10 protein-coding genes and 2 tRNA genes are annotated in these 14,537 nt (G+C 64.9%); 5 read left to right on the top strand and 7 right to left on the bottom strand.

From position 1 onward, the window contains the following. Positions 1-169: 169 nt before the first annotated feature. The 3 genes from AC13FW_RS15335 to rnr form a co-directional block, all read right to left on the bottom strand. Positions 170-1,360: a DmpA family aminopeptidase gene (locus AC13FW_RS15335; RefSeq protein ID WP_482989655.1), complete on the bottom strand. Its 1,191-nt coding sequence runs from the start codon at positions 1,358-1,360 to the stop codon at positions 170-172. Between the two features lie 8 nt (positions 1,361-1,368). Next, complete coding sequence (gene rlmB, locus AC13FW_RS15330; RefSeq protein ID WP_282273113.1) at positions 1,369-2,112, bottom strand: 23S rRNA (guanosine(2251)-2'-O)-methyltransferase RlmB; 744 nt, start codon at positions 2,110-2,112, stop codon at positions 1,369-1,371. Positions 2,113-2,235: 123 nt separating this feature from the next. Further along, entirely contained in the window at positions 2,236-4,752 is a 2,517-nt protein-coding gene (gene rnr / locus AC13FW_RS15325; protein ID WP_482989654.1) for a ribonuclease R, read from the bottom strand. Between the two features lie 115 nt (positions 4,753-4,867). On the opposite strand from rnr, the gene AC13FW_RS15320 reads away from it, so the two are divergent. Continuing rightward, positions 4,868-4,954: transfer RNA gene (locus tag AC13FW_RS15320), tRNA-Leu, on the top strand. A 229-nt stretch (positions 4,955-5,183) separates the two neighbouring features. Then, positions 5,184-5,270 (top strand) — tRNA-Leu (locus AC13FW_RS15315). Positions 5,271-5,542: 272 nt separating this feature from the next. Here the strand turns inward: AC13FW_RS15315 and AC13FW_RS15310 are convergent. Genes AC13FW_RS15310 through AC13FW_RS15295 form a run of 4 tightly spaced genes read right to left on the bottom strand, consistent with a single transcriptional unit; the run spans position 5,543 to position 10,244 of the window. Continuing rightward, positions 5,543-7,105, bottom strand: coding sequence for a DHA2 family efflux MFS transporter permease subunit (locus tag AC13FW_RS15310; protein ID WP_482989653.1), 1,563 nt, complete (start codon positions 7,103-7,105; stop codon positions 5,543-5,545). Positions 7,106-7,112: 7 nt separating this feature from the next. After that, positions 7,113-8,294 carry an HlyD/EmrA/EmrK family protein gene (locus AC13FW_RS15305; RefSeq protein ID WP_296252286.1) on the bottom strand — a complete coding sequence of 394 codons (1,182 nt, stop codon included), beginning with the start codon at positions 8,292-8,294 and terminating at the stop codon, positions 7,113-7,115. Positions 8,295-8,304: 10 nt separating this feature from the next. Further along, the gene (locus AC13FW_RS15300) at positions 8,305-9,792 is read right to left on the bottom strand and encodes an efflux transporter outer membrane subunit (RefSeq protein WP_482989652.1); all 1,488 of its coding nucleotides are present in this window, start codon (positions 9,790-9,792) and stop codon (positions 8,305-8,307) included. A 5-nt stretch (positions 9,793-9,797) separates the two neighbouring features. Further along, a complete protein-coding gene (locus tag AC13FW_RS15295; protein WP_482989651.1) occupies positions 9,798-10,244 on the bottom strand; it encodes a MarR family winged helix-turn-helix transcriptional regulator in 447 nt (148 codons plus the stop codon). Between the two features lie 219 nt (positions 10,245-10,463). Here AC13FW_RS15295 and AC13FW_RS15290 point away from each other — a divergent pair, with 219 nt between their 5' ends. From AC13FW_RS15290 to AC13FW_RS15280, 3 genes are all read left to right on the top strand, one after another. After that, a complete protein-coding gene (locus tag AC13FW_RS15290) occupies positions 10,464-11,327 on the top strand; it encodes a helix-turn-helix domain-containing protein (RefSeq protein WP_482989650.1) in 864 nt (287 codons plus the stop codon). Between the two features lie 64 nt (positions 11,328-11,391). Next, positions 11,392-13,635: a DNA topoisomerase IV subunit A gene (gene parC, locus AC13FW_RS15285; RefSeq protein WP_482989649.1), complete on the top strand. Its 2,244-nt coding sequence runs from the start codon at positions 11,392-11,394 to the stop codon at positions 13,633-13,635. 194 nt (positions 13,636-13,829) lie between these two features. Then, the gene (locus AC13FW_RS15280; protein WP_482989648.1) at positions 13,830-14,486 is read left to right on the top strand and encodes a thiopurine S-methyltransferase; all 657 of its coding nucleotides are present in this window, start codon (positions 13,830-13,832) and stop codon (positions 14,484-14,486) included. The last annotated feature ends 51 nt before the right edge of the window (positions 14,487-14,537 follow it).

Below are 14,537 nucleotides of genomic sequence, written 5' to 3'. Positions count from 1 at the left end.
CTCCCCTCATCCGCCCTTCGGGCACCTCGCACCGCGCCCCGGCCCTGCGTAGCACGCAGGGCGTACGAACAGTCACGAGCCTTTGGCTCGTGAACGCCTGTTCTTAACCCCGCAGGCGGGAGAAGGGCTTGCGTCCGACATTGCTGCGATCTGCAACACCCCGCGCGAACTACCGCTCCTGCTGCCCCACCCCATGCCGCTGCAGAACCTCCCGCACCTTATCCAGCGGAATCGCCTCCACCGTCTGCCCATTGCCACTCACCGTGGTCGCCATGAACAAGGCGTTGTAGACCGACTCTTCCACCGCATCGACGCTGGCCTGGAACACCGCGCTCATCTGTTCGTTGGCCAACTCGGTGGTCTGCAACTGCGCCGCGTCAAATCCACGCCGTACCGATTCGGCCGTTGAAAATGCCAGCACATAATCGCCGCTGCCGTTGGAGGCGGAGCTGCCGGTGCGCCCCAAACCCATCATTCCGCGCGAGGCCAGACGCCGCAGGTTGCGGTCCGACAAGGGTGCATCGGTTGCCACCACGATGATCACCGAACCATCGCCGCGATCATCGGCCAGCCCGCGCACATTGCCCTGCGCGGCCACTGCATTCTGGAATGCATAACGGTCCAGCTCGCGCCCGACCGGTGCACCTTCCACCTGCAGGACACCGCCGAAATTGGCCTGCACCAGCACGCCCACGGTCCAGCCGCCCAGGCTCTCGGGCAGCTTGCGCGACGAGGTACCAATACCGCCCTTCCAGCCGAATGCCACCGTGCCGGTGCCGGCACCGACACTGCCTTCCTGCACCGGCCCGCTCTTCGCGCTCTCCAATGCCCGGCGCACCGCGTCCGCGGTAACCGGCCGTGCGCGGATGTCATTGAGGCCACCATCATTGGTTTCGCCAACAACGACGTTCAACGAGCGCACCTGCTGCATGTCCGGCTGCGCCAGCATCCACTCGGCCATCGCATCAGCCGCCTTCCACACGCATAGCGTGCAGGTCAGCAGGATCGGGGTTTCCAGTTCGCCCAGTTCGTTGACCTGGGTGCTGCCGACAAATTTGCCGAAGCCGTTGCCAACATGCAGCGCCGCCGGCACCCGCGAGCGGTAGGCATTGCCGGGATGCGGCAGGATCGCGGTAACGCCGGTGCGTACCGTGTTGCCGGTACTCAGCGTCACCTGGCCAACGCGCACGCCGGCTACGTCGGTGATCGCGTTGTTGCTGCCTGGGCTGAAGATGCCGGGCGCGACACCCAGCTCACGCGCGCGTTGGCGAGGTGCGTCCTGCGCGGCGGCGCCCAGGACGCAAAGCCCCGCCAGCGCCACGGTCAATCGGAGGAAGAGACGAGGCGGCGTGCGGGGCATGGTGTTCCTTACAGGCGTTGGCGGACTGCCTCGAACAATGCCACACCCGTCGCCACGGATACATTGAGGCTCTCGACGTCGCCCGGCATCGGGATGCGCACCAGCTGGTCGCAGGTTTCGCGGGTCAGGCGGCGCATGCCATCGGCTTCGCCGCCCATCACCAACGCCACGTTGCCACGCAGGTCGAGCTTGTGGATGGTGGTTTCGGATTCACCGGCCAGCCCATACACCCATACGCCCAGCTTCTGCATGTCCTTGATGCAGCGGACCAGATTGGTCACCGATACCACCGGAATGCTGTCCGCGGCACCGGCGCTGACCTTGCGCACGGTCGCATTGACCGGGGCGCTCTTGTCCTTGGGGATCACCACCGCAGTGACGCCAGCGGCGGCGGCACTGCGCAGGCAGGCGCCGAGATTGTGTGGGTCCTGCACCTCGTCCAGCACCAGCACCAGCGCCTTGCCTTCGGCCGCTTCGATCAGGCCCTTCAGCTCGTTCTCGTCCCACAGCTTGGGCGCGGCATAGCGCGCGACCACGCCCTGGTGGCGGACCTGACCGGCCACGCCGCCCAGCGCCTGGGCGTTGACCTTGCGCACGTCGATGCCCTTGCGCAGGGCCTCTTCCTCGATTTCAACCAGGCGCGGGTTCTTGGCGCCGGCCTCGATCAGGACCTCGCGGACGTTTTCGGGGTCTTTCTCGATCGACGAAGCAACGGCATTGACGCCGACGATCCACTGGTTCTGCTTGCTCATGGGCGTCACATGGGGACTTCTGGGGGTGGCAATGGTAGGCCGATTCGGCGCGGCCCGCAGCTGCCACCGGCCTGCGGGGTGCGGGAATGGCGGCCGCCGCTGCTGCGAGGGCCGCTTCCGGCATCAATACTTCTGCTTGGTGCGCTTGGCTGGCTTGCCGCGTTCGGGCAGCGGCGGCAGGCCTTCCTCCAGCGGTTCGCCATCCAGCTTTTCGACCAGCCGGAAGTCGATCTTGCGCTCTTCCATGCTGGCCTTGAGCACCAGGATGCGGACCCGGTCACCGAGCCGGAACTCGTTGCCACGGCGGTCGCCGCTCAGCGTCTTGCGGATCGGGTCGAACTGGTAATAGTCATGCGGCAGCTGGGTAACGTGGACCAGGCCATTGACCTTGGACTCGTCCAGCTCGACGAACAGGCCGAAGCTGGTCACGCCACTGATCACGCCATCGAACTGGCTGCCGACGTGCTTTTCCATCCATGCGGCACGGAAACGCTCGTCGACCTCACGCTCGGCCTCATCGGCACGGCGCTCACGCTCGGAACACTGCAGTGACAAGGCCGCCATCTCGCGCGGGGTATAGGTGTACTTGTCGAGTGGACCGCCGCTCAGCGCGTACTTGATGGCACGGTGCACCAGCAGGTCGGGGTAACGACGGATCGGCGAGGTGAAGTGCGCGTAGGCCTCCAGCGCCAGGCCGAAGTGGCCGTTGTTGTCCGGCGAATACACCGCCAGCGACTGGCTGCGCAGCAACACCGACTCCAGCAACGCCGCATCCGGGCGCTCGCGCACCTTCTTCAGCAGCTTGGTGTAGTCACCCGGCTGTACCTTGCTCCACGGCGGCAGACTCAGCTTGAACTCCTTGAGGAACTCCAGCAGGTCGGCGAACTTGGATTCCGGCGGCCGCTCGTGCACGCGGAACGGTGCCGGCACGTGCTTGGACAGCAGGTAGCGTGCGGCCTCCACGTTGGCGGCGATCATGCATTCCTCGATCAGCTTGTGGGCATCGTTGCGCACCATCATGCCGGCCTGGGTGACTTCGCCACGGTTGTCCAGCACGAAGCGCACTTCCGAGGATTCAAACTCGATGGCGCCGCGACGCTCGCGCGCCTTGGACAGGATGCGGTAGAGCTGGTGCAGGTTCTGGATCTGCGGCAGCAGCGGGCCGATGAAGGCCTTGGCATCTGCATCGTCCTCGCCCACCGCCGCCCACACCTGCGTGTAGGTCAGGCGCGCATGCGAGTTCATCACCGCTTCGTAGAACTGCGAGCCGCTGACCTGGCCATCGCGCCCGATCTGCATGTCGCAGACGAAGCACATGCGGTCTTCCTTCGGCCGCAGCGAGCAGATGCCGTTGGACAGCGTCTCCGGCAGCATCGGCACCACGAAACCGGGGAAGTACACCGAGGTCGCACGACGCTGCGCTTCGTCATCCAGCGGCGTGCCGGGACGCACGTAGTTGGAGACATCGGCGATGGCGACCACCAGCCGGAAACCGTCGCGGTTCGGCTCGCAGTACACCGCGTCGTCGAAATCCTTGGCGTCCTCGCCATCGATGGTGACCAGCGGCATCGAACGCAGGTCCACGCGCTTGCCGATCATCGAGGCTTCCACCGTCAACGGCACGGCAGTGGCCTCGTCCAGCACCTCCGGCGGGAACTCGTAGGGCAGCTCATGGCCGTGGATGGCGGTTTCCACCACCAGCGACGGGGTCAGCTTGTCGCCGAGCACGGCAATGATCTTGCCGATCGGCGGACGCCGCGAATCCGGCGCATGGGTCAGTTCGCAGACCACCAGCTGCCCGTCCTTGGCGCCACCCGTGAGGTCGCCCGGGATCTGGATGTTGCGCTGGATGCGCTTGTCGTCCGGCACCACGTAGCTGATGCCAGCCTCGATGCTGAAGTGTCCGATCAGGCGGTTTACACCACGTTCCAGCACGCGGGCGATGGCGCCTTCGCGGCGGCCACGGCGGTCGATGCCGGTGACGTTGGCCAAGGCACGGTCACCGTGCATGACCTTGCGCATCTCGTATGGCGACAGGAACAGATCGTCGCCGCCCTCGTCCGGGCGCAGGAAGCCGAAGCCTTCCGGGTTGGCGATGACCACGCCGGGGATCAGGCTCAACTGGCTGACCGGTGCGAAGCCGCCGCGACGGTTCTGCACCAACTGGCCGTCGCGCACCATCGCACCAAGGCGTTTGGACAGCGCGTCGGCACGATCTGGCTCGATCAGGCCCAGCGCGGCACCGATTTCCTCGGCGTTCTGTGGTCCTTCGCAGCGGTCCAGCAACTGCAGGATGGCCTCGCGGCTGGCGATCGGCTGCGCGTAGCGCTCGGCCTCACGCGATGCGTAAGGATCATCGAACGCAGCAGCCGGTGGACCGGACTTGCGACGGCCGCGCACAAAACTCTGCGGGGCGGCATCGTCGGTGAACTTGCGTTTGCCCGGCTTGGCGGCGACGCGTGGGCCGGCCTTGCCTGGTTTTGCTGCGCCCGACTTCGCCGGCGCGGACAAACTCTCCGGCATCCATGGCGGCAGCTTGGCGGTTTTTGCTTTGGGGGCTTTGCCCGGCGCCTTGCCCGGCTTGCTGCCGGTGGCGGACTTGCGGGCCTTGTCGGCCCCAGTGGTCTTTTTGTTTTTCATCAGCCTCCATGGTACATGGACCAAGGTGTACAGGGTGCGCACAGCATCACTGCAGATGTTTGTGAAAAACCGTTGACAAAGATCCGCATCCTCTGCAAACTGCGCGGCCTGAAGTGCCCAGGTGGCGGAATTGGTAGACGCACTAGCTTCAGGTGCTAGCGGGGGCAACTCCGTGGAGGTTCGAGTCCTCTCCTGGGCACCACGTTTCAAGATCAAACCCGCGAAAGCGGGTTTTTTCGTTTCTGCGATTCGAACAAACAGGCCACGGTAGCCCGGGTAAGCGCAGCGCACCCGGGTTTCCCCCCAGCGCTCGAAGGCACCCGTGGCGACCCCCGGGTGCGCTGTGCTTACCAAGGCCCCACTGGCCGCGTTTTTCTTCACAAACCTGTTGACGCCACCAGAAACGTCCTACATAATCTCGCTCCTGAGTCGCCCAGGTGGCGGAATTGGTAGACGCACTAGCTTCAGGTGCTAGCGGGGGCAACTCCGTGGAGGTTCGAGTCCTCTCCTGGGCACCATGACTCAAACGAAACAACCCGCGAAAGCGGGTTTTTTTGTGCCCGCGATTTTACCCGTAGTGTCGAGCCATGCTCGGCAGGGGCCTTACCGACAATCCCAACCTGTAGTGCCGAGCCATGCCCGGCAGAGGCCTTACCGGTGAAGCCCCATTGCCGAGCATGGCTCGGCACTACAGCTAAAGAAGAAGCCCGCAATCTTTCCGATTGCGGGCTTCGCTGTAGTTTCATTGCAGTCGGCTTCGCGGCTTACGCCGCTCCTACAGCAACCAGGGCTAATGCCCACCAGCCGACGCTGCACCCGCTCCAGCACCAAACGGCGGCTTGGCCAGCCACACCAGGCCGATGATCAGCAGGAACACCCAGCCCAGCAGCAGGAAGATGTCGTTGAAGCCCATCTGCGAAGCCTGGTGGTTGATCATTTCGTTGAGCATCGCCGCACCATGTTGCAGGTCGCCCTGCCCCATCGCGGTCACCTGCTGATGCATGCCCGGATCGTACAGGGACACATGTTCGGTCAGGTCAGCGTGATGTTGCTGGGTGCGACGCGCCCACAGCCAGGTGGTCAACGATGCCGCGAAACTGCCACCCAGGGTACGCAGGAAGGTCGCCAGGCCCGAGCCGGCGGCAATCTCTCGGCCATCAAGGTCGGACAGCAGGATCTGCAGCACCGGCATGAAGAACAACGCCAAACCAACACCCATCAACAACTGCACGCCGGCAACATGCTCGAAGTTGACCTGCAGGTTGAAGCCGGAGCGCATGAAGCTGGTCATCGACAACACGAAGAACGCAATCGTCGCCAGATAGCGCATGTCGACCTTGTGACCGAACTTGCCCAGCACCGGTGCCACCAGGATAGGCAGGATGCCCAATGGCGCAGTGGCCAGGCCTGCCCAGATCGCGGTATAGCCCATGTCACGCTGCAACCACTGCGGGATCATCAACGCCACCGAGAAGAACGCCGCGTAGCCAACGATCATCGCCAACGTGCCAGCACGGAAGTTGCGATGCCGCAGCAGCTTCAGGTCAACGATGGGATCCTTGTCGGTCAGCTCCCAGATCACGAACACCGCCAGCATCATCGCAGCGATGCAGGTCAGCACAACGATCTTGGTCGAGTTGAACCAGTCTTCCTCGTTACCCAGATCCAGCATCAACTGCAGGCAGCCGACGCCGATCACCAGGGTGACCAGGCCGACGTAATCCATCTTCGGCCGTTCGGTGGTCTCAACGCGATGACGCAACTGGCCGCCTACAATCGCCGCAGCGATGACGCCCAGTGGCACATTGATCAGGAAAATCCATTCCCAGCTGTAGTTGTCGGTGATCCAGCCACCGAGAATCGGACCTGCGATCGGCGCCACCACGGTGATCATCGCCAGCAAGGCCAGCGCCTGCCCGCGTTTCTCGCGCGGATAGATCGACACCAGCAACGACTGGGTGATCGGGTACATCGGCCCGGCCACGAAGCCCTGCAGCGCGCGCGACACAACCAGCATGCCCATGCTCTGGGCGATGCCGCACAAAAGCGAGGCGATCGAGAACGCGATCGTCGCCCACATGAACAACTTGACCTCACCGAAACGGCGGCTCAACCAACCGGTCAGCGGCAAGGCAATCGCAGTGCTGACCGCGAACGAGGTGATGACCCAGGTTGCCTGCTGCGAACTGGCGCCAAGGTTGCCGGCAATCGTCGGCAACGAGACATTGGCGATGGTGGTATCCAGCACCTGCATGAACGAAGCCAGGGCCAGGCCCGCCGTGCACAGGGCTACATTGACGGGCGCTGCACCGGCCGCGGGCGCGGCAGGTGCGGCAGGAGCTTGAGCGGACATGGTGACCTCAGCTGGCGCGCGCGGACGACGGCAGGTTGTCCTGGATGATGCTGTGAATCAGGGCGTCGGCATCGTGCAGCTGCTTGGCGTAGATCTGCGTGCCGTACACCGTGCCCTTGGCCGCTTCTGCCGGCAGCACCGTGCCCTTCTGGTCGTGCAGATTGACCTCGGCCTTCATCGACAGACCCAGCCGCAACGGATGTTCGGCCAACTGCTTGGCATCGATGGCCACGCGCACCGGCACACGCTGCACGATCTTGATCCAGTTACCGCTGGCGTTCTGCGCCGGCAGCAACGAGAACGCCGAGCCGGTGCCCAGGCCGAGATTGGTGATGTGGCCCTTGTAAGTCACGTCACCACCGTACAGGTCCGAGCGCAGCTCCACTTCCTGGCCCAGGCGCATATGCCGCAGCTGGGTTTCCTTGAAGTTGGCATCCACCCACATCTGCTCGGCCGGCACCACTGCCATCAAGGCCGCACCCGGCTGCACGCGCTGGCCAACCTGCACCGAACGACGCGCGACATAACCGGTGACCGGCGCAACGATGCCGGCACGTGCGTTGTTGAGATAGGCCTGGCGCAGCTGCGCTGCAGCCGCCTGCACGTCCGGCTGGGTTGCGATGACGGTGTCATCGATCAGCGCGCGGCTGCGCTCGACGGTTTCACGCGAACCGGCAACCGCGGCTTCGGCAGCGGCCAGCTCATCACGGGCGTGGGCCAATTCTTCATTGGAAATAGCACCGCTGGCTGCGAGGTCGCGGCGACGGGCGAAGTCTTCGCGAGCGCGCTTCACCGACACCATCCGCGCATTCAATTCCGCCTGCGCACCTTCGGCACTGCGGTACAGGCCGCGCACCTGGCGCACGGTGCTGGCGAGGTTGGCCTGTGCCTGCTGCATGGCCACTTCGGTATCGGCCGGGTCCAGCTGCACCAGCAACTGGCCCTGCTCCACCTTCATGCCGTCATCGGCGGCGATGGATACCACGGTACCGGTGATCTGCGGAGTGATCTGCACCTGGTTGCCGCCGACATAGGCGTCATCGGTTTCCTCGGCCCAGCGGCCCAGGAAGTAGTACCACGCGGCAAAGGCCGCCAGCAGGATCAGGATGACGAACAGCAGACCGCGCAGCAGCTTGCCGCGACGGCTGGGAGCGGCTGCTGCCGCTTCGGGGGAGGAGGTCTGGCTCATGGGGGGACTCTCAGGAATGCGTGGTGTCGTTGCCATTGGCAACGGCTGGCGCCGTGTCGGCGCTGGGTTGGAAACCGCCACCGAGGGCGGTGCTCAGGCGTACCGAAGACATCAGCTGCTGTGATTGCAGGTTGCTCAGCCCTTGGTCGGCCTGCAGCAGACGGTCCTGGGTGCTGAGTACATCAAGGTAATTGCCGATACCGGCGCGGTAGCGCTGCTGCGCCAGCTCATAGGCGGTCTGCGCGATGCCACGCAGCTGCTGCTGCGCCTGCACCTGCTCGGCCAACGAACGGCTGGCATTGACCTGGTCGGCGACGTCGCGCAGGGCCTCTACCAGGGTGTGGTTGTAGTTGGCCACCGCAAGGTCATAGTCGGCATCGCTGCTGGCCAGGCCGGCACGCAGGCGACCGCCATCGAAGATCGGCAGGCTCAGCGCCGGCGCCAGCAGACCGAAGGTGGAGCCACTTTCCAACAGGCTGCCCAGATCCTTCGACACCACCCCGCCCAGAGCGGTCAGGTTGAGGTTCGGGTAGAAACGGGTCTTGGCCACCTTGACCTGCTTGTCCGCCGCTTCCACGCGCCAGCGCGCGGCAACGATATCCGGACGCCGGCCCAGCAGTTCGCTGGGAACTACACCTGGCAGCTGCAGGGCCAGCGGATTCAATTCATTCGGAACCTTGATGTCCAGGCCGCGGTCCGGTCCTTTGCCGAGCAGCGCGGCCAGCGCATTGCGTGACACATCGATCTGCTGCTGCGCGGCCAGTTGCTGCTGTTGTGCGGCTGGCAGCCGTGCCTGTGCCTGCTGCACCTGCAGTTCGCTGTCGATACCGGCGGCGCGACGCTGGCGGGTCAGCTGCAAGGTCTTCTCGGCGCGCGCCAGTTCGTCATTGGCAACACGCTGCAGTTGCCCGGCATGGGCCAGTTGCACGTAGCCCTGGACGATGGCGGCAGCCAGGTCCAGGCGCGCCGCCTGCGCATCCACGGCAGCGGCGTGGCCGCTGTCGACGGCAGCTTCCCAGGCGGCACGCTTGCCACCCCACAGGTCGACGCCATAGCTGAAGTTGGCCACGGCCTGCACGCTGCCCATGTAATGGCCGCCGACTTCGTCACCGGCCATGGATTCGGGCAGGCGCATGCCGGTATAGCCCGGTGACAGCGACAGGTTGGGTTTGCGCTCGGCATTGCTGCTGGCGGCGTGTGCCTGGGCCTGGCGCAGGCGCGCGTCGGCAGCTTCCAGCGAAGGAGAACCGCGCAGTGCCTCGTCGATCAGCGCATCCAATTGCGGATCGGCGAGCGCGCGCCACCAATCAGCTGCCGGAAAGCCTGCCGCGCTGAGCGGCGTACCGGCCAGGCTGCGGCTGCTGTGCAGGCTGTCGGCCTCCAGCAGTCGCCCCTGCGGTTGCAGGCCACGGCTGCTGGCGCACGCGGCCAGCGTAAGAACCAGCGCCGCGGCCAGGAGGCCGCGGGCGGGTGAAACCAGGGATGTGGGGGAGGACATGGTTTTCATGGGGTCATCAAGGAGTCACGTATACGGAGCAGCAGGGACATCAACATCTCCCGCTCCTCCGCCTGCAGGTCACGCATGGCGTCTTCCATCACCTTGTCGCCGCGCTGTTTCAGACGCAGCCACAGAGCATGGCCCTCATCGGTCAGCACGATCTGCAATGCACGGCGGTCCTGCGCGTGCGCCTCGCGACGCACGCAACCAAGCGCTTCGAACTTGTCCAGCAGACGGGTCACCGCACTGGGAACCTGGTCCAGGGTGCGGGCGAGCTCGTTGGCAGTACACGGCGCCATGTGCATCAAGGTCTTCAGACCGATGTAGTGGCTGAATCCAAGACCGAGGTCTTCTTCGGCCATGGAGGCATCAAGCTGCCTGGCAAGGCCGTCGCGGACTTGCCGCAGCAACAGGCCAAAGCTGGGGGGCGTGGTGGTATCGGCACAGATCATGGGCGGGCATTTTCCTTCCAGATGGAATAATTCTCAATGGAAATATTCTAACTGGCATCAAATGCTGTGTTGCACCAATGACGCCTGCGTCCGACCCGGACACAGTAATGGCTGCCGTCGTGGCCGGGTAATACAATCTGGCCAATGAATGACGAAATCCAGCCAACCCCAGGGGCAACACTCTCGTCGGTCCGGCGCCGGGCACCGCAGGGCTTTGACATGCACCTGCCCGCCCCGCTGCTGCATGACGAGGAACTGGACTGGTTCGAACGCGACGACGGGCCGCCGGTGTTCGGCTTCCGCTTCGACAGCCCGCAGGGTCTGGCCCGCGAAGTGGACTGGCATCAGCATGCGCGGGCGCAACTGATCTGCGTCGAACGCGGCCTGCTGACCACCCGCACCCGCCACGGCACCTGGTCGCTGCCGGCCGGCTCCGGTGGCTGGATGCCCGCAGCCGAGCCGCATACGGTGGTGATCGACGGCCCGCTGCGCGGCTGGGGCATGGCCCTGGCCAGCCCGATATGCACTGATTTGCCCAACGACCCCTGCGTGATCGGCATTTCCCGCCTGCTCAATGCACTGGCCGAGCGGATCAGTGACTGGTCGCCGGACCAGGCCCTCTCCCCGCGCCAGCAGCACATGCTCGACGTATTGCTGGACGAAATACGGGACGCGCCCCGCCAACGCATGCATCTGCCGATGCCGGCCGATCGCCGCCTGCTGCGAATCGCCTCGCAACTGCTGGCCGAGCCCGCCGACGACCGCAGCCTTGCGCAATGGGCGCAGTGGGCGGGCCTGTCGCCGCGCAGCCTGAGCCGCCACTTCCGCGACGAGACCACCTTGAGCTTCGCCCAGTGGCGCCAGCAGGCGCGATTGGCCGAAGCGCTGCGCCGGCTCAATGAAGGCCATGCCGTGGCCGACATCGCCCATTCACTGGGGTTCAGCAGCCCCAGCGCCTTCGTGATCGTGTTCCGCCGCCACTTCGGCCTGCCGCCCGGCCGCTACCAGAGCCGGGCCGATCAGGGGCTGGAAGGCGGGCTCGATCCCGTCCGTGGCTTGGCATCTCCGCCGCCATCCGGATAATCGTCGGATCAGGCAGCCGGCGGCCCCCGCCTTGGCTCCGCACAACAGGTAGCACCCCCCCGCAATGACTGAGTCTGCACGCCCCGCTTACCATGGCTTCGAACAGCAGCCACTGCGCGAATACGCTGAACGCGCCTATCTCGACTACTCCATGTACGTGGTACTGGACCGCGCCCTGCCCTTCATCGGCGACGGGCTCAAGCCGGTGCAGCGCCGCATCATCTATTCGATGAGCGAACTGGGCCTGGGTGCCGCATCCAAGCCCAAGAAGTCCGCCCGCACCGTCGGTGACGTCATTGGTAAATACCACCCGCACGGCGACAGCGCCTGTTACGAGGCCCTGGTGCTGATGGCCCAGCCGTTCTCGTTCCGCTACCCGCTGATCGACGGCCAGGGCAACTTCGGCTCCAGCGACGACCCCAAGTCGTTCGCGGCCATGCGTTACACCGAATCCAAGCTGACCCCGATCGCCGAGGTGCTGCTGGGCGAACTGGGCCAGGGCACCACCGACTGGTCGCCGAATTTCGACGGCACCCTGGAAGAGCCGAGCTGGCTGCCGGCGCGGCTGCCACACCTGCTCCTCAACGGCACCACCGGCATCGCCGTGGGCATGGCCACCGACGTACCGCCGCACAACCTCAATGAGATCGTCAGCGCACTGGTGCGCCTGATCGACGAGCCGGATACCACCGTCGCCGAGCTCTGCGAGCACGTGAAGGGCCCGGACTACCCGACCACCGCCGAGATCATCACCTCGCCGTCGGACCTGCGGAACATCTACGAGACCGGCAACGGCAGCGTACGTGCACGCGCCACCTTCAAGAAGGAAGGCAGCAACATCGTCATCGATGCGCTGCCGCACCAGGTCTCGCCGTCCAAGGTGATCGAGCAGATCGCCGCGCAGATGCGCGCCAAGAAGCTGCCGTGGCTGGAAGACATCCGCGACGAATCCGACCACGCCAACCCGGTGCGCGTGGTATTGATGCCGCGTTCCAACCGCGTCGACGCCGAGCAGCTGATGGGCCACCTGTTCGCCATCACCGACCTTGAGCGCAGCTACCGCGTCAACCTCAACGTCATCGGCCTGGACGGTCGTCCGCAGGTCAAGAACCTGAAGATGCTGCTCAGCGAGTGGCTGCGCTTCCGCCAGGACACGGTCACCCGCCGCCTCAACCATCGCCTGCAGAAGGTCGAGCGTCGCCTGCACCTGTTGGAAGGCTTGCTGGTTGCCTTCCTCAACCTGGACGAAGTGATCCGCATCATCCGCACCGAGGACGATGCCAAGGCCGCGTTGATCGCACGCTTCGCGCTGAGCGAAGACCAGGCCGAGTACATCCTGGAAACCAAGCTCAAGCAGCTTGCGCGCCTGGAAGAAATGAAGATCCGCGGCGAGCAGGATGAGCTGGCCAAGGAACGCGACAATATCCTGTCGATCCTGCAGAGCAGCGCCAAGCTGAAGAAGCTGGTCAAGGACGAACTGCTGGCAGACGCCAAGAAATTCGGTGACGATCGCCGTTCGCCGCTGGTACAGCGCGTTGCCGCCCAGGCCATCGACGAGACCGAGCTGGTCCCCAGCGAGCCGATGACCGTGGTGCTGTCGGAGAAGGGCTGGGTGCGCGCAGCCAAGGGCCACGATGTCGACGGCTCGACCCTGAACTACCGCGATGGCGACAGCCTGCTGGCCGTGGCACGTACACGCAGCACGCAGCAGGTGGCCTTCCTCGATACCGAAGGCCGCGCCTATTCCACGCCGGTGCATACCCTGCCCTCGGCACGCGGTAACGGCGAGCCGCTGACCGGCCGTTTCTCGCCGGCCTCCGGCAGCAGCTTCGTCACCGTGGCCAGCGGCGACAACAACACCCGCTTTGTGTTGGCGTCCACCCACGGCTATGGCTTCGTCACCCGCTTCGAGAACCTGACCGGCCGCAACAAGGCCGGCAAGGCGATGCTCAACCTGTCCGCTGGTTCGGCGGTACTGACCCCATCCTTGGTCGCCAACCCGGAGACCGACCGCATCGTCGCGGTCACCAGCGCCGGCAACATGCTCGCCATCCCGGCCAGTGAGCTGCCTGAGCTGGACAAGGGCAAGGGCAACAAGATCATCGAGATCCCCAAGGCCAAGCTCTCCACCGAGCGCGTGGTGGCGGTGGTCGCGGTCGGCCCGGGCAACACCCTGCAGGTGCGCAGTGGCCAGCGCACCATGAACCTGTCGTTCAAGGACCTGGAGACGTATCTGGGAACGCGGGCGACGCGCGGGCATCTGCTGCCGCGTGGCTGGCAGAAGGTGGAAGGGCTGGAAGTCCAGTAAGTACAAAGAAGGCCGGGCAATGCCCGGCCTTCTTTTGCTTGTGTTTGTGGGAGCGGCGTAAGCCGCGAAGCTAAAGGAAGAACCGTCACCGGCAATCAAGAATCACCATGGTTCCATTGCCGTCAGCTTCGCGGCTTACGCCGCTCCCACAAGCAGCGAGCCAACCGGCAACACACTCGCAATTGGAGAACCCCATGCAACCCGACTTCTGGCTGCAACGTTGGCAGAACGGTCAAATCGGCTTCCATCGCAACGAAGTGATGCCACTGCTGCAGAAGCACTGGCCCGAACTGCAACTCCCGGCAGGCAGTCGCGTACTGGTGCCGCTGTGCGGCAAGAGCCTGGACATGCACTGGCTGGCCGCGCAAGGCCACCGCGTGCTTGGCGTCGAATTGTCGCCGATGGCGATCGAGCAGTTCTTCGCCGAAGCCGACATCATTCCGCAGCGCCACAGCAGCCAGTACGGCGAGCACTACAGCGCCGGGCCGATTGAAATCATCTGTGGTGATGCATTTGCACTGGACGCGGAGTTGCTGGCAGACACAGCCGGCGTCTACGACCGCGCCGCCCTGATCGCCTTGCCGCCGCACCTGCGCCAACACTACCGCGACACCTTGTACGGGCAGTTGCCGATAGGTTGCCAAGGCGTGCTGATCACCCTGGAATACCCGCAGGATGAAAAGCAGGGCCCGCCGTTCTCGGTGGAGGAAGCCGAAGTGCAGCGCTTGTTCGCCAGCCCCTGGCAGGCCGGCCTGCTGGAACGCCGCGACATCCTTGATCAGCAGCCGGATTTCCGTGCCGACGGCGCAACTGCACTTTCCACCGCCGTCTACAGGCTGCAGCGCCTGTAATGCCCGTAGTGCCGACCCATGGTCGGCAGGGGCATTACCGGCAAACCCAAC

Source organism: Stenotrophomonas sp. 21LCFQ19 (genome assembly GCF_056861425.1).
Note: the sequence above shows the minus strand (reverse complement) of the source record. Positions and strands in the feature narration are given on the sequence as shown.

What these genes read in the sequence shown, in the direction of transcription:
- AC13FW_RS15280 (WP_482989648.1), top strand. Translation starts at nt 13,830, where the DNA reads ATGCAACCCGACTTCTGGCTGCAACGTTGGCAGAACGGTCAAATCGGC.
- rnr (WP_482989654.1), bottom strand. Translation starts at nt 4,752, where the DNA reads ATGAAAAACAAAAAGACCACTGGGGCCGACAAGGCCCGCAAGTCCGCC.
- AC13FW_RS15335 (WP_482989655.1), bottom strand. Translation starts at nt 1,360, where the DNA reads ATGCCCCGCACGCCGCCTCGTCTCTTCCTCCGATTGACCGTGGCGCTG.
- rlmB (WP_282273113.1), bottom strand. Translation starts at nt 2,112, where the DNA reads ATGAGCAAGCAGAACCAGTGGATCGTCGGCGTCAATGCCGTTGCTTCG.
- AC13FW_RS15310 (WP_482989653.1), bottom strand. Translation starts at nt 7,105, where the DNA reads ATGTCCGCTCAAGCTCCTGCCGCACCTGCCGCGCCCGCGGCCGGTGCA.
- AC13FW_RS15295 (WP_482989651.1), bottom strand. Translation starts at nt 10,244, where the DNA reads ATGATCTGTGCCGATACCACCACGCCCCCCAGCTTTGGCCTGTTGCTG.
- AC13FW_RS15305 (WP_296252286.1), bottom strand. Translation starts at nt 8,294, where the DNA reads ATGAGCCAGACCTCCTCCCCCGAAGCGGCAGCAGCCGCTCCCAGCCGT.
- AC13FW_RS15300 (WP_482989652.1), bottom strand. Translation starts at nt 9,792, where the DNA reads ATGTCCTCCCCCACATCCCTGGTTTCACCCGCCCGCGGCCTCCTGGCC.
- parC (WP_482989649.1), top strand. Translation starts at nt 11,392, where the DNA reads ATGACTGAGTCTGCACGCCCCGCTTACCATGGCTTCGAACAGCAGCCA.
- AC13FW_RS15290 (WP_482989650.1), top strand. Translation starts at nt 10,464, where the DNA reads ATGCACCTGCCCGCCCCGCTGCTGCATGACGAGGAACTGGACTGGTTC.